Genomic DNA, 19567 nt, shown 5'->3' on the forward strand with positions numbered 1-19567 from the left:
GAACCGCTCGCTTCGGGGGTCGTGGCGTTCGAGTTCCGTCACTTCGCGCCACTGATTCAATACGCAATGTTACCGAAACCCATGGGGTCGATGTGAGTTTCGGCGGCGGACTCGGCAGACTCGCGCTCGCCGCAGTCGGCACCGACCGGGTCGGTTGTGGCACACCCTCGAATCCAGCGGAAGGATGCACACAATGCGGAACACCGCGCGCTGGGCGACGACCCTCGCCCTCACGGCCACCGCCGTCGGCGGACCCCTCACGGGTACCGCGCTCGCCGCCCAGTCCACCCCGGCCACGCTCTACGCCCCCTCGGCCCTGGTGCTCACCGTGGGCCACGGCGACAGCGCGGCCCTCGCCACCCCGGAACGCGCGGTCACCCTGACCTGCGCGCCGAACGCCTCCGGAACGCATCCCGCGGCGGCCCAGGCCTGCGCCGAACTGCGCGCCGTCGACGGCGACTTCGACGCCCTGGCGGTGAGAAGCGACATCCGGTGCACCAAGCAGTACGACCCGGTGGTCGTCACCGTGGACGGTGTCTGGAGGGGCCAGCGCGTCTCCTACGAGCGCACCTTCGGCAACGAGTGCGTGAGGAGCTCCTACGGGAGCGGCGTCTTCACGTTCTGAGACCGGGGTCCCGTGGTCCCCGTGAACCCTTCAGGAGGCCCGCGACCGGGGAGTGCGAGCTCCTGTCACGGGGACCTGTGATCCCGCACCAGGGGTCGGCGGACGGAGTGGGGCCGTCCGCCGGCCCCCTGGCATCAGACCGGCTCGTCGGGCAGTCGCGGCAGGGCGGGAAAGCGCCCCGCCAGCCCCGAGGCGCGCAGCAGCCGCAGGACGCGCGGCTGGTCCGAGACGACACGGAGCCGCCCGTCGCGCTCCTTGGCCCGGCGGTCCGCACGGCACAGCACCCGCAGTCCCGAGCAGTCGAAGAAGTCCACGTACCGCAGGTCCACCAGGACGTCCGGCCCGGGGCCCGAGGTCGCCGCGTCCAGGTGCTCGGCGAGGAGGTGCGCGGTCGCCACGTCGATCTCGCCCGAGACCTCGACCACCGTGAAGGGACCGCTGGCCCGGGTACGGGCGTTCTGGTTCGTCACCGGTGGTGCGGGGGCGGGCTCGTCGTCGGGCGTCATGTCCTCTCCACCTCGGCGGGGCACGCGTGTGGTCTCGGTAGTTACCCCGGCCGGGTCGGCTACATCCCTGTGGAGGGACCCGCAAGATCTGGTTCACTCGACCTAGTGAATTTCTGTCAACAGGATTGACAATTCACGTGTAGAGGTCAACTAGCCCTGGGTCCGGTCCCGGTGGCTGGTGTCGCACCACGGATAGCGGCGACTGCGGCGGCAGGTGCACAGGGCCACCCGGAAGCGGTCCGAGGTGACCGTCGTGCCGTCCTCCAGCTCCACTTCCACCGGTCCCTCCACCAGGAGCGGGCCCTTGCGCCGCAGGGTGATCCGCCGGGGGTGCTCAGACGGGGAGTTCGGCACGGACGACCACCAGTTCCTCGTTCTCGTCGGTGGGGGAGAGCAGCCCGCGCCGCCGCAACCAGCGCTCGCGGCCCCGCAGTACGGGACCGAACGCGATCCGGCTCCGACGGGTCACGGAGGCCTTCAGGCCGGCCGCGCGCAGCCGATCGAGGGTCCGCCCCGGATCGCTCAGCGCGGAGTGCACCATCAGCAGGACCCCGCCGGGCCGCAGCAGCGTCGGCGCCTGCTCGCAGATCCGGTCCAGGACGAGCCGCCCGTCGCGGCCCGCGTCCCAGGCCCGGGCGGTGCCCCGGGGCGGCCGGGCGCCCGTGGGGGCGGGCACGTACGGCGGGTTGGTGAGGATGAGGTCGTACAGACGGTCCTGGACGGGGGTGAAGAGGTCCCCGCGCCGGACCCGGACCGGCACCCCGGCCACCCGGACGTTGAACCAGGCCGTGCAGACCGCACGCCAGGACACGTCCACCGCGGTCACCCGGGTTCCGCGCCGCGCGGCCTCGATGGCCAGCGCCCCGCTCCCGGTACCCACGTCGAGGACGTCCGCGCCCGGCGGCAACGGCTCTTCGGACAGGGCCCCGGCCAGCAGGGCGGTGTCCTCCTGCGGGGCGTACACACCCGGGAGGACCAGCGGCAGCATCAGAGGATTCACGCGGATCGAGTACCCCGACATTCAGGAGATATCGGAGATTTCGATGTCCTTGGACCGTGCGGCGACGTGTCCAGCGGCGTACGCAGCGACGGGCGTCCCGCCCGCCAGGCACCCAGCACCTGCGCGGCGAACCGGTCCTCGACGTGGCCGGTGGCGTCGATCCCGAAGGCCACGTCGGAGGCGAGATGCGGCTCCTCGGCCAGCAGACCGCCGATGACGTCGTGGCGGACGACCTGCTCGTGGACGGCGTCGGCCTCGACGTGCTCGTCGTAGAAGAACTCGGCGGCCGGGCCGGCGTCCGTGCGGCGCATCGCCTCGGCCAGCCGCCGGGAGCCGGGCGAGGAGGTGATCTCCACCGCCGCGAAGTGGCCCACCAGGGCTCCCCGCAGGGACCGGTGCAGACCGAAGAGGGACATCAGGTTGACCGTGGCCAGCAGCTCCGCGGAGGCCGCGTCGAGATAGCGGCCGTACGCCGTGTCCAGGCCCAGGTCCGTCATCAGGTCGGCGAACAGCTTCGCGTGCACCCGGTCGGGGCGGCCGCCGCCGTACTCGTCGAACTCCACCGCCGCCATGCCCGCCTTGGCCCGGCCCCACAGCCGGGGCAGCACCCAGGCGTGCGGGTCCGCCTCCTTGAGGTGGTAGAGCGAGCGCTGCGCCGCGTACTCGCGCAGCTGCCACAACGCGCCCTCCTCGCGCAGGTAATGGGTGACACCGCTGCCCTCGACGGGCTCGACCAGGAGCTCCGCCAGGGCGTCGTCGACACTGTCGTGGACGGTGGTGTCGGCGCGCAGGGCCGACAGGAAGCGGTGCTCCAGTGCGGCACGGACGCGCAGCACCTCGGGGTCCCACTCGCGGTCCGGCGAGACGCCGGCGAAGCCGCGGTAGTGCAGCTCGTAGCAGAGGTACAGAGCGAGCTGGAGATCGTCGCCGTAGGCTGCCGCGGCCGCGATGTCCTCGGGGCGCGGGAGGGGGCCGGCGCCCCGCAGGTGCTCCGCGACGGCCGCGGAGACGGGGCCCCGGGGGGTCGGCAGCCGTGGTTCCCGGCTCTCGTGTGGCATGTGCGCCGGGTACCCCGGCCGTGCCGGGCCACCCGCCCACGCCCGGCTGTTCGACGCCGAGATCCTCGTGACGGCCTCCCCGGCCTCGGCTGCACGATCCCCGGCCGGGCGTGGACCTACTGGCACCCCGGCTCCGGACCCGACCAGTGCGCCACCCGAGGAGGTCAGTCGCCCTCGGACTCCTCCTGGGCGCGGGCGTTGGGGGTGATGGCCTCCCCGGCCTCGCCCCGGTGGAGCCGCTGCTCGGCGGAGTCCCGGGTGCGGTTGGCGGTGTCCTCGATCTCGCGCACGACCTTCTCTACGGCGGTCTCGGGCGAGTCGTCGCGGCGGTTCTTCTCGGGGTCGGTCACGGGGGACTCCTCTCTGCGGTCTCTGCGGTCTCTGCGGTCTCTGCGGTCGTTTCAGGTGGGGGAACTCGCGATGCGCAGGGGCACCGGGTCCGGGGGAGCGTCCTCCACGTTGCGGCGGGTGATCTCCGCCCACCAGGACGCGCCGTCCTCGATGTGCCGCAGCAGCACTCCCTCCCGGATCGCCCACGGGCAGAGCGTGAGCGTCCGGATGCCGGTCAGCTTCATCGCGGTGTGGCCGACCACCGCGCCGGCCAGGCTCTGCGCCGCGCGCGGGGCGGAGATGCCGGGCAGCAGGGCGCGCCCGGTGGCCGGCAGCACGGCCAGCCGGCCGACGGCCAGGCGGAGGTCCTCGCGGTGCAGCCGTCGTTCCACGAACGGGCCGTACCGTCCGGGCGGGGCTCCGCACAGCCGGCCCAGCTGCTGGAAGGTGCGCGAGGTGGCCACCGCCGTGCGCGGTCCCTCCCAGCGGATCCGTGCCGCCGCGTCCCGCAGTTGATGCCGGACCCTGCGGCGCAGGGCCCGCATCTGCTCGGGGGACGGCGGGTCCTGCCCCTCGAAGAACTCATGGGTCAGCCGGCCCGCCCCGAGCGGCAGCGAGGCCACGAAGTCCGGAAGCCGCCCCCGGCCGAAGGCCACCTCCAGCGAGCCGCCCCCGATGTCCAGCAGGGCGAGCGGCCCCGACCGCCAGCCCATCCAGCGCCGTGCCCCGAGGAAGGTCAGCTCGGCCTCCACCTCGCCGGGCAGGGTGCACAGCCCCACCCCGGTGCGGGTCCGGACGGCGCGGAGCACCTCCTGACGGTTCGGGGCGCTGCGTACCACGGCGGTCGCGAAGGCCAGCGGGCCCGCCGCGCCCCATCTGGTCGCGGTCCGGCTCGCGTCGGCGACCGCGTCGACCAGCCGTTCCACGGACTCCTCCGGAATCGGTTCGCCCGGCTGCACCTGGTCGGAGAGTCTGAGCCGCCACTTGGCGGTGTGGACCGGCAGTGGCACCCCGCCCTCCGCGTCCGCCACCACCAGCCGGACCGCGTTCGACCCCACATCCACCACGCTGATTCGCATGGCCCCGTGAGTACCCGCTTGCGGGTCCGCCCAACGTCAGAGGCCCGCCGAGGAGTTCCCCCCGGGCCACTGTCCGGGCAGCGGCGAGGGGCCGCCGTCTCCCTGAAGACGGCGGCCCCTCGGACCGTGGTGGCCGGCCGGGTCACATGTGGATGACCGGTGCCGCGTCGGCGTCCTGCTCGGGGACGCCGCGCCGGTAGAGCAGGAACGCGATCAGCGTGCCGGCGGCGAAGAGGCCGGCCGACCACCAGAAGGCGGTGGTGTAGCTCTCGATCGTCGCCTGGGCCTGGACCAGCTTGTTCGTCGCGTCCTTGCCGGTCAGGTAGTCGGTCGCGGCGCTCGCGGCCAGCGTGTTCAGCAGCGCCGTACCGATCGAACCGCCCACCTGCTGCATGGCGTTGACCGTGGCGGAGGCGACGCCCGCGTCCTCGGCCGCCACTCCGCCGGTGGCCAGCTGCATGGCCGGCGGCATCACCAGGCCGAGACCGGCACCGATGACGATCAGCTGCGGCAGGACGGCGGTGCTGTAGTCGGAGGCGACACCGATGCCCGTCAGCCAGGCCATGCCGACGGCGGCGATCGCGAAGCCCAGCGGGATGGCGGCCTTGGGACCGATCCGCGGTACCACCTTCGTGGTGCCGAGCTGGGCCGACACCATCAGGGCGGCGACCATCGGGAGGAACGCCACACCGGTCTTGGTCGGGCTGAAGCCCAGGTTCAGCTGGAGGTAGTAGGTGAGGAAGAGGAACACACCGAACATGCCCGCACCGGAGATGAGCACGGCGAGGAAGGAGGCCGCCCGGTTGCGGTCCAGCAGGATGCGCAGCGGCAGCAGCGGGTGCGCGGCCCGGGTCTGCCACCAGGCGAAGGCGGCCAGCAGCACACCGCCGGCGATCAGGAAGCCCCAGGTGGCGACGGCGGACCAGTCGTGCGTCTCGGCGTTGGAGAAGCCGTAGACCAGGGAGAACAGACCGGTGGCGACCAGGACGGTGCCCGGCACGTCCAGCTTGGAGTTCGTGGCGTCGCGGTGGTTGTTCAGCAGGAACCAGCCGCCCGCGAAGGCGACGACGGCGATGACGACGTTCACGTACAGCGTCCAGCGCCAGTCCAGGGCGTCGGTCAGGATGCCGCCCAGCAGCAGCCCCACCGCGCCGCCCGCGCCGGCGATGGCGCCGTAGACGCTGAACGCCTTGGCGCGCTCGCGGGCGTCGGTGAACGTGGTGTTCAGCAGGGACAGGGCGGCCGGTGCGAGGAGCGCGCCGAAGGCACCCTGGAGGGCGCGCGCGGTGACCAGCATCTCGAAGTTGGTGGCGGCGCCGCCGAGCGCGGAGACCGCGGCGAAGCCGACGACGCCGATGAGGAAGGCCGGCTTGCGGCCGAACAGGTCCGCTATGCGTCCGCCGAGCAGCAGCAGGGAGGCGAAGGCCAGCGCGTAGGCGGTGACGATCCACTGCCGGCTGCCGTCGGAGAACCCGAGGTCGGCCTGGGCCGACGGCAGGGCGATGTTCACGATGGTGGCGTCCAGCACCACCATCAGCTGGGCGAGTGCGACGACCGCGAGGATCCACCACTTCTTGGACGAGGCGGCGGCAGGCGCCGCGACGGCGCCGTCCTGCCCGCTCTCGGTCAGCGTCTTCTGTGACATCGGGAAACCAACTCCAGGGAAGTCGATCGAAGGATTACGAGCACGTAAACGAAACCGTTTCGTACACGTCGAGGCTAGACCACTCCGAACGAAACGGCAACGTTTCGCTAGGAGGGCTCGCTGGGACGGCTCGTCAGGAGGGCCTCACTACCGACGCGAGAAGCTGAGAAGCGCACGCACCCGCGTCACGCCATCTGGCGCCGCACCAGCTCGTGCAGCCGCCCGCCGGTGTCCGCGAGCAGCTGGGCGGGCGGGCCCTGCTGGGCGACCTTGCCGTTCTCCATGACGATCACGCGGTCGGCGTCCAGCACGGTCGACAGACGGTGGGCGATGACGATCCGGGTGGCGTTGAGGGCCTTGGTGGACTCGATCACCGTGCGCTGCGTCTCGTTGTCGAGGGCGCTGGTCGCCTCGTCGAAGAACAGGATCCGCGGCCGGCGGATCAACGCCTGGGCGATCATGAGGCGTTGGCGCTGCCCGCCGGAGACGGCGCCGCTGCCCGAGACGATGGTGTGCAGCCCCATCGGCATCCGCTGGATGTCCTCGGCCAGGCCCGCCATCGCGGCCGCCGCCATCGCCTCCTCCGGCGTGTACGGCTCGGTCCCGCAGATCACGTCCAGGATCGACCCCGTGAACGGCTGCGCGTGCTGGAGCACCACCCCGCACTGACGGCGCACCGCCGACTGGTCGAGCGCGGCCAGGTCCTGACCGTCGTAGAGCACGCTCCCGGAGACCGGGCGGTCGAAGCCGATCAGCAGCCTGAGCAGGGTCGACTTGCCGCAACCGCTGGGGCCGACGATCGCCACGAACTCGCCCGGCCGGATCTCGAACGACACGTCGTCCAGGACCAGCGGACCGTCGTCGGAGTAGCGGAAGGACAGCCTCCGGGCCTCCAGCGCCCCGGTCAGCGGGCCCGGCCGGGTGCTCGCCGTGCGCACCTCGGGCGTCGCGTCCAGGACCGGCTTGATCTCCTCGAACAGCGGCAGCGCGGCCACCACCGAGACGAAGGCGCCGGTCAGCGAGGTGACCGAGGTCAGCAGCATCGTCACCGAGGTGTTGAACGTGAGGAACGCCGACGCCGACATCGTGCCCCGCGCCGGACCCGCCAGCAGCATGAACATCAGCAGGGTGCACAACGGCAGGTACACCGCGCCCGCCACCGTGGTGAGGTTCTTGATCCGGCCGACCTTCTGCTGGAGCTCACGGCTGCGCGCGAACTGGGAGGCCCAGGCGGCGTAGGCGTAGTTCTCGGCCGCCGCCACCCGCAGCTTGGGCAGACCGCGCAGGGTCTGGAACGCCTGATTGTTGAGCTTGTTGCCGAGCACCACCAGGCGCCGCTGCCAGCGCACCTGCCACAGGCCGAGCCCGAGGAACATCGCGGCGATGACGACGAGCATGCCGATCGCGGCCGTCGCCATCGACGCGCTGAACCAGAACAGCAGCCCCAGGTTCATCGCGCCCACGGTCACCGACTGGGCGACCGTCGGCGCGATGCCCGCCATCATCCGGCGGATCGAGCTGATGCCCATGGCCTGGCTGGCCAGTTCACCCGTCGAGCGCTCGGTGAAGAACTTCGTCGGCAGCCTCAGCAGCCGGTCCCACACCGCCGGCTGGAGCGTCGCCTCGATCCGGCCCTCCAGACGCAGCATGGTGAGGTTCTGCATCAGCATGAACACCGCCGCCACCACACTGCTGACGATGACGGCCAGACACACCTGCACGATCAGATCGGTCTGCGCCTTCGGCACGAACTCGCCGAGCACCTTGCCCGTCGCGATCGGCACCAGCGCCCCGATCGCGACCGTCACCAGCATGCTGACCAGCAGGTTCGTCATGTCGCCCGTCGTGCCGCGCATGCTGAACCTGAGCAGCCCGAGCGGGCTGAGCCCACGGTCCGGCAGCGGACGGTAGAACATCACCGCACGCGGTTCGAACTCCTCCGCGTTGTCCTTCTCGATCGGCGTCTCGCGCCCGGTCGCCGGATGCACCGCCACATACCCGCCGCGCCGCCACAGCAGCGCGACCGGCGCCCCCGACAGTGCCCGGTGGCCCACCAGCGGTCCGACGTTGTCACGCCACCACCGGCCGTCCAGACGTACGGCCCGCACGCGGACGCGGGAGGCCAGGGCGATCTGCTCGATCGGATCGAGGCGGTCGCTCTCGGTGCCGCTCTGCGCGGGCTCCGCGAGGGGAATCCCGGCCGCCTGGGCGACCAGCTTGCAGGCCGCGTAACTGGCGTCCGCGTCGGCGGACGTCGTACGCCGCTTGGACTTGCCGATGGACGCCAGCAGCGTCTGGTCCGCCTGGGCGCGGACGGCCTCACCGGCCTTGATGCCCGCGGCCGTACGGGTCTCGTGGGTGCGCTCCAGCTGCTCGATCCAGCGGTCCAGCGCGGTCAGCAGCCGGTACTGCTGGTCGACCATGCTCTGCCACACCGCGGGGTCCATCAGCAGGTCGGCGGCGGCCTCCTGCCCGTACAGCGAGCCGTACTGGACGCTGCCCGGCGGCACCTGCATCCAGAAGACGTCGTCGTCGGCCACCTCGGCGGCTCCCTCGGTGGCCATCGGCGCCTGGAAGAGCACGGACAGGCTGCGGCCGACGCCGAGCGCGAGGGCGTACTCCAGGGGGCTGGTCGTCGGCGGCACGTACTGCGGGTTGCCGTACTCGTCGTACGACCAGGTCTGGGTGTGCGCGGGCTCGTACAGCTCGCGCAGCCCGATGCGGTGCACCACGCAGTCCCTGAGCGGCCGGGCCACCAGCGTGTGCTGGGGCCCCGCCACCGGACCGAGCAGCAGCGCGCCCGGTTCCAGACGGCCCAGATGGTGCCAGTGGCCCTGCTGCTCGGCGTCCACCGCGAACAGGTCCACCGCGCCCGACACGACCAGCCACAGCACCTGCGGCCCTTCGAGGTCGAGGCGGTTGAAACCGGCGCAGTCGATCCGCGTGCCCATCGCGCCTAGCGCGTTGAGGACGAGGTCGCCTCCGTAGGGGGAGGCCATGTCACCTGGGGAGCTCATGTCACCGTTCCTTGACCAGCGCCGCGTACGCGCCCCCGCGCGCCACCAGCTCCTCGTGCCGCCCGCGTTCCACGATCGTGCCGTGCTGGAGTACGACGATCTCGTCGCTGTCGCGCACGGTGCTCAGCCGGTGCGCGATCACCACACAGGCACAGCCGCGCTTGCGCAGGTTGTCCATGACCACCAGCTCGGTCTCCGCGTCCAGCGCGCTGGTCACCTCGTCGAGCACCAGGATGCTCGGCCGGCGCACCAACGCCCGGGCGATCTCCAGTCGTTGGCGCTGACCGCCGGAGAAGTTGCGCCCGTCCTGCTCGACCTTGCTCTGGATACCGCCGGGCCGGCGCATCACCACGTCGTACAGGGCCGCATCGCGCAGGGCGTCGACCACGGCGTCGTCCGGGATCGACGGGTCCCACAGCGCGATGTTGTCGCGGATCGAGCCCTCGAAGAGGAACACGTCCTGGTCGACGAAGGAGACCGAGGACGCGAGCGCGCCGCGCGGGATGTCGTCCAGGCGCTGTCCGTCGATGCGGATCACGCCCTCCCAGGGCGTGTACAGGCCCGAGATCAGCCGGGACACCGTCGACTTGCCGCTGCCGGAGCCGCCGACCAGAGCGACCTGCTGGCCCGGGCCCACGGTCAGGTCGAAGCCCGTGAGCAGCGGCTTGTCCAGCGGGTTGTAGCCGAAGGTGATGTTCTCCAGCTCGACATGGCCGTGCAGCCGGCGCGTGGAGTCGCCGGCGCCCGGGCGGCCGTAGAGCGGATCGGCCTGGAAGTTCTCCACGTCCTTCAGACGGGCCACGTCGGCCGCGAAGTCCTGGATGCGGCTCGCGACGCCGTTGAGGCGGGTGATCGGGGCGGTGAAGCGGGTGACCAGGGCCTGGAAGGCGACCAGCAGGCCGACGGAGATACCGCCCTCGATCGCCCGCATACCGCCGATCCACAGGATGAGCGCGCTGTTCAGACTGGCGAGCGTCGGCGCGACCACACCCAGCCAGGCACTCGGCACCCCGAGCCGCTGCTGTTCCTCCAGTGTGGTGGCGTGCTGCCCCGCCCACTTGCGGAAGTAGCCCTCCTCGCCGCCGGTCGCCTTCATCGTCTCGATCAGCTGGAGGCCGGTGTAGGCGGTGTTGGTGAGCCGGGCGCTGTCGGCCCGCAGCTTCGCCGTACGGGTGGCGCGCAGCCGGATGACGACCCGCATGGCCACCACGTTCAGCAGCGCCACACCGATACCGACGTAGGTCAGCTGGGGGTCGTAGGTGTAGAGGAGGACCGCGTAGAGGACGACGACGACCGCGTCCACGCCGGCCGCCGCGAGGTCGCGGGCCAGGGTCTCGGCCACCTGGTCGTTGGACTGGAGGCGCTGCACCAGGTCGGCCGGGCTGCGCTGGGAGAAGAAGGTGACCGGCAGCCGCAGCAGATGCCGCAGGAAGCGGGCGCTGGAGAGGGTGGAGGAGATGATCCGGCCGTGCAGCAGGTTCGCCTGCTGGAGCCAGGTCAGCACCAGGGTGAGCAGCACGCTCGCACCCATCGACGCGAACAGCACGCCGAGCAGCGAGGTCTGGCCCCCGATCAGGAACATGTCGATGTACTGGCGGCTCAGCGCGGGCACCGTCGCACCGACCAGCACCAGCAGCAGACTCGCCAGCACCGCCGCCGGCATGGTGCCCGCGGTACCGCGCAGCCGGGCCGGCATCGCGCCCAGCACCCCCGGCTTGCGGCCACCCCTGGTGAAGCCCTCGCCGGGCTCCATCACCAGGACGACTCCGGTGAAGCTGCCGTCGAAGTCCTCCATGGGCACGAAACGGCGGCCCTTGCCGGGGTCGTTGATGTACACCCCGCGGCGGCCGAAGCGGCGGCCCATGCCGTCGTAGACGACGTAGTGGTTGAACTCCCAGAACAGCACGGCCGGCGTCTGCACGTCGGCGAGCGCGGCCGTGTCCATCTGCATGCCCTTGGCCGTCAGGCCGTAACTGCGGGCCGCCTTGAGGAGGTTGCTCGCGCGCGAGCCGTCCCGCGAGACACCGCAGGCGATCCGCAACTCCTCCAACGGGATGTGTCTGCCGTAGTGGCCGAGCACCATCGCCAGCGAGGCGGCGCCGCACTCCACGGCCTCCATCTGGAGGACGGTGGGTGTGCGGACCGTCTTCGCCCTGCTCTTGGGGACCGGGCGCTTGGGCGGGGCGGAACGGCGCCGGCTCCGGGTGTCCGGTGCGGTGCTCACGGCAGCAGCCAATCGACGGGACGCTGGTCGGCCAGCCGGATCGAGCCCGAGGCCGCGGTCATGGACGTGAGAGTGAACGGCGGTCCGTCCGCGGACGACCACCGGTAGCCGCTTTTGGTGTCCTTCGACCTGTCCAGCCGCACCAGGACCGCCACCGGCCGGCCGTCCTTGGTGAACTGCTCGCCGAGCTGGCTGTCGCCGAGGAACGCGGCGATCTGCTGCGCGGACTGGGCGGAACGGTCCACCGACTTCACATGGCCGCGCAGCACGCCGTACTCCTGGGTGGGCACCGAGGAGACGGTCAGGTCCACGGCGGCGTTCTCGGGAATGGAGGCCGCGTTCTCGGCGGGCACGTACACGGTGGCGTACAGGGGGTCGGAGGCGCGGGCGACCTTCTCCACGGCGGCGACGTTCGCGCCGGTGGAGATGATCTGCCCGATGGTCGCGGCGAGCGCTGTGACCCGGCCCGCGGCGACCGTGCGCACCACCGTGTCGCCCTCGGCCGTACGGACCTTCAGTACGGGGGAGTCGGCGGGCAGCCGCTGGCCCTCCTCCGCGATCACCTCGGTGACCTGGCCCGCGACCGGGCTCTGGAGGATGTAACTGCCTTCCGCGTGCGTGAGGATGGCGGGCGCGCTCACGGTGGAGGCGACCGAGCCGGTCACCGCCCACACGGAGGCCGCGGCCATGGCCACCACGGTCACGGACAGCACGAGCCAGCCCTGGGGGCGGGCGAAGCGCACCGGAAGGTCGAGTTCCTCCGGCGACTGGAGCTTGGCGAGGGCCTGTTGGCGGAACTGCACGGAACTTCCCTCACCTGGAGAGATCTTTTGAGGCAGGCAAAAGCCCCGGAGCCGGGATACGGCTCCGGGACTCAGTGATCACATCTGGTGCGATCAGAGACCGGAAACCAGGTTGGTGACCGCACCGGTGTTCAGGCCGGTGGCGCCCTCGACGGTGCCGACGACCGTGTTGACCAGGCCGGAGACCGGGGCAACGCCGTCCACCAGGCCGGTGACGGTGCCCAGGGCGTTCAGCTGCAGGCCGCCGGAGACGTTGTCGAGCTCGGCGTCGGAGATCTCGACGGTCTCAACCTGGGGGGTGGAGTTCATGATGGAACTTCCCTTCATATGGATATTTCACAAGGGGGGAGCGGCCCCCTCTGGGGACAGACGGACGGCCGCGACCGCAGGTGCCGGGATCCCGTTTCCGGAACTGCCCTGTGCGGCCCCTGCGGTGCGATGGATCAAAGCACGCGGCGGCGGCGCGCATCCAATCAACCATCCGTCCCACCAGGGCACTTGTGCCTCATGAGCACCGTTGAGTGCAGGACTGCGCACGTCGTGGTGGCGAGTTCTTCACATGAGCCGCCGCATCGGCCCGTACGACCTCTTGCGGCCCGGCGAGCGAATCCGACACTCCGCGCCAATGGTCGACGCCCGTCATTTCCCTGTGCGATTCATTTCCGTGCCGTGATGCCCTTGGGAAGCACGTGTGCAGATTCTCTGGAGGGAGGATTCGACGCCGTGTTCGCGACCGACCGTTGCGGGCCGGTCGCCGACCGTGTCGGTTCGGCCGTGTCGTTTCGGATGTGCCGGATGTCAGCCGAGAAGTGCGCGTCGGATGTCAGCCGAGAAGTGCGTAGACCGTGCTCGCCCGTGCTGCGGTCAGCCCCGACGTCTCGTCGGTCAGCGTGATGTCGGCGAACGCCATCCGGCGGCCCAGCTTGGTGACCACCGCTTCGATCAAGACATCCGAACCGGTCACCGCGCGCTGGAAGGACGTGGACTGCTGCACCGTGGTCATGGGCCCGTAGCCGCCCCGGGCCGCGGAGACGGCCAGCACGGTCGCCGTGTCGGCGGCCGCCATGAGGGCCTGCCCGGACAGCCCGCCACCCTCCCGGGCCAGCCGCTGTGACCAGGGAAGTCGCAGGATCGCGCGGTCCTCGCCCAAGGTCTCGACCCGCAGCCCCAGTTCGAGCACCCAAGGGGCGAAGTTGTCGGTGAGGATCTTGTCGGCTTCGGCGGTGGTCATCGTCATATGGGGGATTGTTCCCCCTGCCGCGGCGCCCGGCGCCGGTCATGGCCGATTCGCAGTCGCACGCGGGGCGCGCGGAAACGGAATTGAACGCCCCGCGCAACCCGTGCGTACCTCCTGCCATCCAGGCGCCCCCCAACAACTGCCGCCCGGCGGCAGCACACTCCGGTCCCTCAGGAGGTCGAGAAGTTTGAGTCACAAGCGAATTCCGAAGCGCAAGGCCGCGATAGCGGCGGGCAGTGTGGTGGCGCTCGGAGCTGCCGCCATCCTGCTCCCGAACGCCAACGCCTCCCAGGACGGCGGGTCGGACGACGCCGCCGCCGCGCCGAAGACCCTCAAGGCGGGAGACGCCTCGGACCTCGCCTCACAACTCCAGAATCTGCTGGGCGACGCCTTCGCCGGTTCCTACTACGACGGTGACAGCCAGCAGTTGGTCGTCAACGTCATCTCCGGCGACGAGAACAACGTGATCGTGCAGGCGAAGAAGGCGGGCGCAAAGATCCGCGAGGTCGACAACAGCCTCTCGGAACTGTCGGCCGGCGCGCAGACGCTGAAGACCGAGGCGACCATCCCCGGCACCTCCTGGGCCGTCGACCCGCGGACGAACAAGATCCTCGTCACCGCGGACTCCACGGTCACCGGCGCCAAGTGGGACAGACTGGAATCGACGGTCGAGACCCTCGGTTCCGGCATGGCCACCATCAAGAAGTCGGCCGGCACCTTCAAGACCTTCCTCTCCGGCGGCGACGCCATCTTCGGCGGCGGTGCACGCTGCTCGGCCGGCTTCAACGTCACCGCGGGCGACGGCAGCCCCGCCTTCCTGACCGCCGGTCACTGCGGGGTCGCGGAGGCCGCGTGGTCCGACACGGAGGGCGGCGAGCCGATCGCCACCGTGGACGCGGCCACCGCCACCTTCCCCGGTGACGGCGACTTCGCCCTGGTGAAGTACGACGACCCGGCCACCGAGGCGCCGAGCGACGTCAACGTCGGCGGCGGCCAGACCGTCGCCATCTCCCAGGCCGCCGATGCCACGGTCGGCCAGGAGGTGTTCCGGATGGGCAGCACCACCGGGCTCGCCGACGGCCAGGTCCTCGGACTCGACGCCACCGTGAACTACCCGGAGGGCACGGTCACCGGGCTCATCCAGACCAACGTCTGCGCCGAGCCCGGCGACAGCGGCGGCTCCATGTTCACCCAGGACGGTCTGGCCCTCGGTCTGACCTCCGGCGGCAGCGGCGACTGCACGGTCGGTGGCGAGACCTTCTTCCAGCCGGTCACCACCGCCCTGGAAGCGGTCGGCGCGACGCTCGGTGAGGGCGGCGCGGCCGGCGGCGCGGGCGACCAGGCCGGTGGCGAGGAAGCCGGCGGTGAAGAGGCCGGCGGTGCAGGGGCCGGCGCGGGCGACCAGGCCGGTGGCGAAGAGGCCGGCGCCGGTGAGGAAGCCGGAGCGGGCGAGGAAGCGGGCGCGGGCGAGGAGGCCGGCGCCGGTGAAGAGGCCGGGGTCGGCGAGGACACCGGGGTCGGTCAGGAGACCGGAACCGGTGCCGAGGGCGAGTCGGGCCTGAACCACACCAACTGACCCCCGTGCTGACGCCGCTCCATAAGTAAGGCGGTGAACCGGTCCGGCCCTCCGGCGGGAGGGCCGGACCGGTCTGTGTGTACGGCCGCCGAGGGCACACGAATGCCCGGCGCACGGTGAAGCCCGCCATGTACCCCGCAGCCCCGGACCCAATCCCCCTCAGTGGATGCGCGTGACCGCAAACGGGCGCCGGGCGTGCGCCCCCGCGCCCCCCGATGGCCGGTTCCTCACGCCCGCGGGCGGTGACACACGCGAACAATGGGGCACGCGCTCAACACCATGTGGCGACGTACGGTCGGCTGAGGGGGCGGATGTGATCCGGGTGCTGTTGGTGCACGACGAGTGTCTGGTGCGATCGATCCTGGCGGAGTGGTTGCGCGGGGTTCCCGATCTGCGGGTGTTCGACACCTCCTGGCGCGGCGCGCCGGGCCATGTGCGGTCCGTGCGGCCCGACGTGTGCGCGGCCGACCTGGAGTGCTCGGACTCCTACGCCCTCCCGCCCCTCGGTGAGCTGTGCCCACGGGACCCGGACCTGCCCCCGCCCGGGCTGCTGGTGCTCGCCGCCGCGAGCCGGCCCGGCCTGCTGAAGCGCGCCGCCGAGGTGGGGACGCTCGGGTACGTCGACAAGGAGGGCGCGCCGGAGAACCTGGTCCGGGGGATCCGCCGGGTCGCGGCAGGGAAACGTTTCATCGACGACTCGTTGGGCTTCGGGTTCCTCAAGGCCGCGGAGATGCCGCTGACCCGCAGAGAACTGAGCGTGTTATCCCTGGCGGCGGAGGGTGCCTCCGTCGCCGAGATCGCCGGGAGTCTGCACCTGTCCCACGGGACGGTGCGCAACTACATGGCCGCCATCACCCGCAAGACCGGGGCCCGCAACCGTATCGACGCGATCCGGATCTCCCAGGGCGAGGGCTGGCTCTGACCGCCGGGAGGGCCCGGAGGCCCAGCCCCCGACGAGCGCACGGTAGGACGTCGAACCGCGCACCAGCTCCTCGTGCGTTCCGTACGCCGTACGCCTGCCGTCCATCATCAGCACCCGGTCCGCCCTGCGGGCCGAGCTGATCCGGTGGGCCACGACCACGAGGGTGCCGCCGGGACGGGCGGCGAAGGCCCGCTCGGCGCGCTCCTCCGCCGCCGGATCGAGGTGGCAGGTCGCCTCGTCCAGCAACGCGAGCGGGGCGTACGACAGATAGGCCCGCGTCAGCGCGACGAGCTGCCGCTCGCCCGCGGACAGGGCCGCCGGATCGACGTGCGCCGACGGCCCGCCGAGCGCTTCGAGCAGCGGGACGAGCCCCACCGCCTCCGCCGCGGCGAGCAGCTCCGCCTCGGGGACCGGGTCCGGCCGGAGCAGACCGAGGTTCTCCGCGAGGGTGCCGGTGACGACGTACGCCTCCTGCGGAATCAGCACCCGTCGCCCGACCGCGCCCGGCCCCGTCACCGGCCGCCCGTCGACCCTGACCGTCCCCCGGCCGGGCCGCAGCAGCCCGGCGACCAGCGCGGTGAGCGTCGACTTGCCGATCCCGCTCGGGCCTACGACGGCCAGGTGCGCGCCGGCCGGGACGTCGAGGTCGAGGTCGTCGATCACGGGGGCGCTGTGGGGGCCGTAGGCGAAGGTGACGGAGGCGAGGGAGAGGGCGGTGAGGTGCGGGGCGTGAGAAGCGCTCGGCCCGGTACTGCCAGTGCTGTCGGTGTCCTCGGTGGGGGCCTGCGGCGCCGGGCCGTCGTGGTCCGTGGTGTCGGCCGTGGTGTCGGCGGTCTTCTCACGGACCAGTCGGCGCAGCACCACGACCAGGCGGGAGCCGCTGCTGCCCAGACCGTGGACCAGGTTGTTCAGGGCGGGCAGCAGCGACTGGGTGACGTAGGCGAGCGCGCCGACCAGGGCGCCCGGGGTGACGCCGCGGTCGAGGAGCCAGGGCGCGGCGACGAGCAGCAGCACGATCGGCAGCTGACCGCCGAGCGCCAGGGAGGCCACGCGCAGGACGCCCCAGCGGGCCAGGGAACGCGCCGCCCGCAGCTCGGTGTCGATCCGGGTGTCCGTCCCGGCGGCGATCCGGGTCTCCGCGCCGCTCGCGGTGACGTCCCGCAGCCCCGGGCAGACGGCACCGAGATTCTCGGCCAGGGCCTCGTCGGCGACCAGGAACGTCTCCTGCCTGCGGGCCAATGGCCCGAGCGTCGCCGCGAACAGGCCCACCCCGGCGAGCAGGGGAGGTCCGACGACCAGCAGGAGCAGCGGGTCCAGCGAGAACAGGCCGACCAGGGCGCCGACGGTGGTGAACAGGAACGACCGCGACACCATCACCAGCCCGGCGAACGTGTCCCGCGCGATCTCCACCTGCTGGGTGAGGCCCGACAGCGCCCCGGCGTCCGCCTCCCGCACCCCGCGCGCCACGACCCGCTCGACGAGCCGGTCCCGGAGCGGTTCCACCAGCGCGGCCACCGCGGCGTACACCCGGGCCGTGCCGTACGCGCCCACCAGGACGCCGAGCCCGGCCACCGCGAGCCAGCCGAGCCCGACCTCCGGCCGCCCGGCCAGGAACCCCGCGTCCAGGGCGCGTGCCGGGGCGTACCCGGTCAGGAACGTCTGGGCCGTCTCCAGCACGGACCACCCGCCGAGCCGTACCAGCACCCGCCACCGCACCCGCAGGAACCGCAGCCCGAGCCGATGGATCCGTTCGGTCACGACGGGACTCCTCCGCCGGCCCGGCCGGGCTGTCGCTCGGCCTCACCCTTCACCTCGACCCCCTCCGGCTCGCCGAACACCGCCCGGTAGCCCGCCTCCTCCCACAGCTCCTGATGCGTGCCCACCGCCCGCACCCGTCCCCCGTCCAGCCAGGCCACCAGGTCCGCGCGGGCCGCCGTGGAGGCTCGGTGGGCGATCAGGAGGCGGGTGCTGCCGGAGCCGCCGTGGACGAGGGCGTCCGTGATGTGGGTCTCGGTGACGGTGTCGAGGCTGGAGAGGGCGTCGTCGAGGACGAGCAGCCGGCCGCCGTGGGCGAACGCGCGGGCGAGACCGAGGCGTTGGGACTCGCCGCCGGAGCGTGGGGCGTCGGCGACGGCGGTGGCGTAGCCGTCGGGCAGGCGGCGGACGAAGTCGTCCGCGCGGGCGGTGCGGGCCGCCTCCCGGACCCGGGTGGGGGAGGGGGCGGCCAGTCCGAGGGCGATGGCGTCCTGGACGGTGTCGCCGAGCAGTACGGGGCGTTCGAAGGCGTGGCCCACCGCCCGGCGCAGCGCGTCGTGGGTGAGGTCGCGCAGGGGTACGCCGTCGAGCAGGACCTCGCCCTCGTCGGGGTCGGTGAGCCGCCCGGCGACCGCGGCGAGCAGGGATTTGCCCGCGCCCGACCGGCCGACCACGGCGAGGGTCGAACCGCCGGGCACGACCAGGTCGAGCCCGTCCAGCACGGTCCGTCCGCCGCGCCGGGCCGTGACGCCACGCAGCTCCAGCCGGCCCGGCCCGGCCGGCAGGGAATGCGAGCCGTGGGTGGGGGCGGGCTCCGTCAGCACTTCGCCCAGGCGGCCGGCCGCCGCCCGGGCCCGGGCCAGGCCCGCGAGATGTCCGACCAGCACGCCGACGCCGGTGGCCAGGACCGCGTACCGGGAGGCCGCGAGGACCTCCCCGACGGTGAGACGGTGCCGGACGAGGAGCACCCCGGCGACGGCGACGACCCCGAGCTGGAGCAGCGGCGCCACGGCGACGGCCTGGCCGCTCGCCCGCCCCTGCACCCGCCACATCCGGTGTCCGGCCCGGGACAGCTCGGGCAGCGGCCGCAGGATTCGAGCCGTCTCCCGGTCCACCGCCCCCGCCGCGGCGATGGTCCGGTGTCCGGCGACGGCCTCCGCGAGCGCCCCGGCGATCCGGCCCTGCACCCGCTGGTAGTGCGTCACGCACTCCGTGGTGTCGCGGGCGAAGGCGCGCAGCAGCAGCGCCAGCACCGGTGCTCCGGCCAGGAACACCACCGCGAGCCAGGGGTTGATGAGACCCAGTGCGACGATGCCGCCGACGGGTCCGGCGACCGCGGAGAGCAGGGCGGCGCGGGCGGTGGGAGCCGTGCCGGCCTGAGCGGCGTTGCCGACGAGACGGGCGACGAGGTCCCCGGGCCCGAAGCGGGCGGCGGCGCGCGGTCCGACGGCCAGGACGTGCCCGGTGAGCCGTCGGCGCAGCCAGGCGGTGGTGCGGGCGTCGACCGTGCCGCGCAGCACGGTCTCGCAGGCGTCGAGCAGCGCGAGCAGCAGGACGAGCCCGGCGCAGCCGAGCACCCAGTGGGTCGCCGGCGCCCGCGCCAGCAGGAGGTCAAGGGCGCGGCCCAGGGCGGCCGGCAGCAGCAGTCCGACGCCGGTCGCGGCCGTGCTCACCAGGCACAGGACCAGACAGCGGGCGGGGTCCGGACCGAGCGGCCCGCGCAGCACCGGGTCGTGTTCCGGATCGGTCGGCATACGGCGGCGGCCCCCTCGGCGTGTGCGGGACCCCGA

16 protein-coding genes and 1 pseudogene are annotated in these 19567 nt (G+C 72.4%); 3 read left to right on the plus strand and 14 right to left on the minus strand.

Annotated elements, in window-relative coordinates; genetic code table 11:
- The first annotated feature begins 193 nt into the window (after positions 1-193).
- Positions 194-625, plus strand: a complete 432-nt coding sequence (locus tag SLINC_RS40855) for a protease inhibitor (RefSeq protein WP_067443468.1) — start codon at positions 194-196, stop codon at positions 623-625.
- Between the two features lie 134 nt (positions 626-759).
- On the opposite strand, the gene SLINC_RS40860 is transcribed toward SLINC_RS40855, so the two are convergent.
- From SLINC_RS40860 to SLINC_RS40915, 12 genes are all read right to left on the minus strand, one after another.
- The gene (locus tag SLINC_RS40860) at positions 760-1131 is read right to left on the minus strand and encodes an anti-sigma factor antagonist (protein WP_067443469.1); all 372 of its coding nucleotides are present in this window, start codon (positions 1129-1131) and stop codon (positions 760-762) included.
- 150 nt (positions 1132-1281) lie between these two features.
- On the minus strand, positions 1282-1485 hold the full coding sequence (locus SLINC_RS40865; protein WP_067443470.1) for a CDGSH iron-sulfur domain-containing protein: 204 nt from the start codon (positions 1483-1485) through the stop codon (positions 1282-1284).
- A complete protein-coding gene (locus tag SLINC_RS40870; RefSeq protein WP_067443471.1) occupies positions 1466-2152 on the minus strand; it encodes a HemK2/MTQ2 family protein methyltransferase in 687 nt (228 codons plus the stop codon). Before SLINC_RS40870 ends, SLINC_RS40865 begins: the two co-directional genes overlap by 20 nt.
- Positions 2128-3189 (minus strand): iron-containing redox enzyme family protein, encoded by a 1062-nt coding sequence (locus SLINC_RS40875; protein ID WP_067443472.1) that lies wholly within the window; start codon positions 3187-3189, stop codon positions 2128-2130. The genes SLINC_RS40870 and SLINC_RS40875 overlap by 25 nt, the downstream gene beginning before the upstream one ends.
- 164 nt (positions 3190-3353) lie before the next feature.
- Positions 3354-3539, minus strand: a complete 186-nt coding sequence (locus tag SLINC_RS40880; RefSeq protein ID WP_067443473.1) for a hypothetical protein — start codon at positions 3537-3539, stop codon at positions 3354-3356.
- A gap of 51 nt (positions 3540-3590) precedes the next feature.
- Positions 3591-4598: a Ppx/GppA family phosphatase gene (locus SLINC_RS40885; protein ID WP_067443474.1), complete on the minus strand. Its 1008-nt coding sequence runs from the start codon at positions 4596-4598 to the stop codon at positions 3591-3593.
- Between the two features lie 142 nt (positions 4599-4740).
- Complete coding sequence (locus SLINC_RS40890) at positions 4741-6243, minus strand: MFS transporter (protein WP_067443475.1); 1503 nt, start codon at positions 6241-6243, stop codon at positions 4741-4743.
- A gap of 185 nt (positions 6244-6428) precedes the next feature.
- A complete protein-coding gene (locus SLINC_RS40895) occupies positions 6429-9242 on the minus strand; it encodes an NHLP bacteriocin export ABC transporter permease/ATPase subunit (RefSeq protein ID WP_067446312.1) in 2814 nt (937 codons plus the stop codon).
- Between the two features lie 19 nt (positions 9243-9261).
- Positions 9262-11484, minus strand: coding sequence for an NHLP family bacteriocin export ABC transporter peptidase/permease/ATPase subunit (locus SLINC_RS40900; RefSeq protein WP_067443476.1), 2223 nt, complete (start codon positions 11482-11484; stop codon positions 9262-9264).
- Positions 11481-12287, minus strand: a complete 807-nt coding sequence (locus SLINC_RS40905) for an HlyD family efflux transporter periplasmic adaptor subunit (RefSeq protein ID WP_067443477.1) — start codon at positions 12285-12287, stop codon at positions 11481-11483. Before SLINC_RS40905 ends, SLINC_RS40900 begins: the two co-directional genes overlap by 4 nt.
- 93 nt (positions 12288-12380) lie before the next feature.
- Entirely contained in the window at positions 12381-12596 is a 216-nt protein-coding gene (locus SLINC_RS40910) for a hypothetical protein (RefSeq protein WP_067443478.1), read from the minus strand.
- A gap of 514 nt (positions 12597-13110) precedes the next feature.
- Positions 13111-13524, minus strand: coding sequence for a PaaI family thioesterase (locus tag SLINC_RS40915; protein WP_067443479.1), 414 nt, complete (start codon positions 13522-13524; stop codon positions 13111-13113).
- A 187-nt stretch (positions 13525-13711) separates the two neighbouring features.
- Between SLINC_RS40915 and SLINC_RS40920 the strand changes: the two genes are divergently transcribed.
- Positions 13712-15100, plus strand: a complete 1389-nt coding sequence (locus SLINC_RS40920) for a S1 family peptidase (RefSeq protein WP_067443480.1) — start codon at positions 13712-13714, stop codon at positions 15098-15100.
- A 166-nt stretch (positions 15101-15266) separates the two neighbouring features.
- Positions 15267-15938, plus strand: a pseudogene (locus tag SLINC_RS46710) (LuxR C-terminal-related transcriptional regulator); the annotation flags it as partial.
- On the opposite strand, the gene SLINC_RS50545 reads toward SLINC_RS46710, so the two are convergent.
- Positions 15861-17780, minus strand: a complete 1920-nt coding sequence (locus tag SLINC_RS50545; protein WP_067443481.1) for an ATP-binding cassette domain-containing protein — start codon at positions 17778-17780, stop codon at positions 15861-15863. The pseudogene SLINC_RS46710 and the gene SLINC_RS50545 sit on opposite strands and share 78 nt — an antisense overlap.
- Positions 17777-19531: an ABC transporter ATP-binding protein gene (locus tag SLINC_RS40930; protein WP_067443482.1), complete on the minus strand. Its 1755-nt coding sequence runs from the start codon at positions 19529-19531 to the stop codon at positions 17777-17779. Before SLINC_RS40930 ends, SLINC_RS50545 begins: the two co-directional genes overlap by 4 nt.
- Positions 19532-19567: the final 36 nt, after the last annotated feature.

This window comes from Streptomyces lincolnensis (genome assembly GCF_001685355.1).
GTDB classification, from domain to species: domain Bacteria; phylum Actinomycetota; class Actinomycetes; order Streptomycetales; family Streptomycetaceae; genus Streptomyces; species Streptomyces lincolnensis.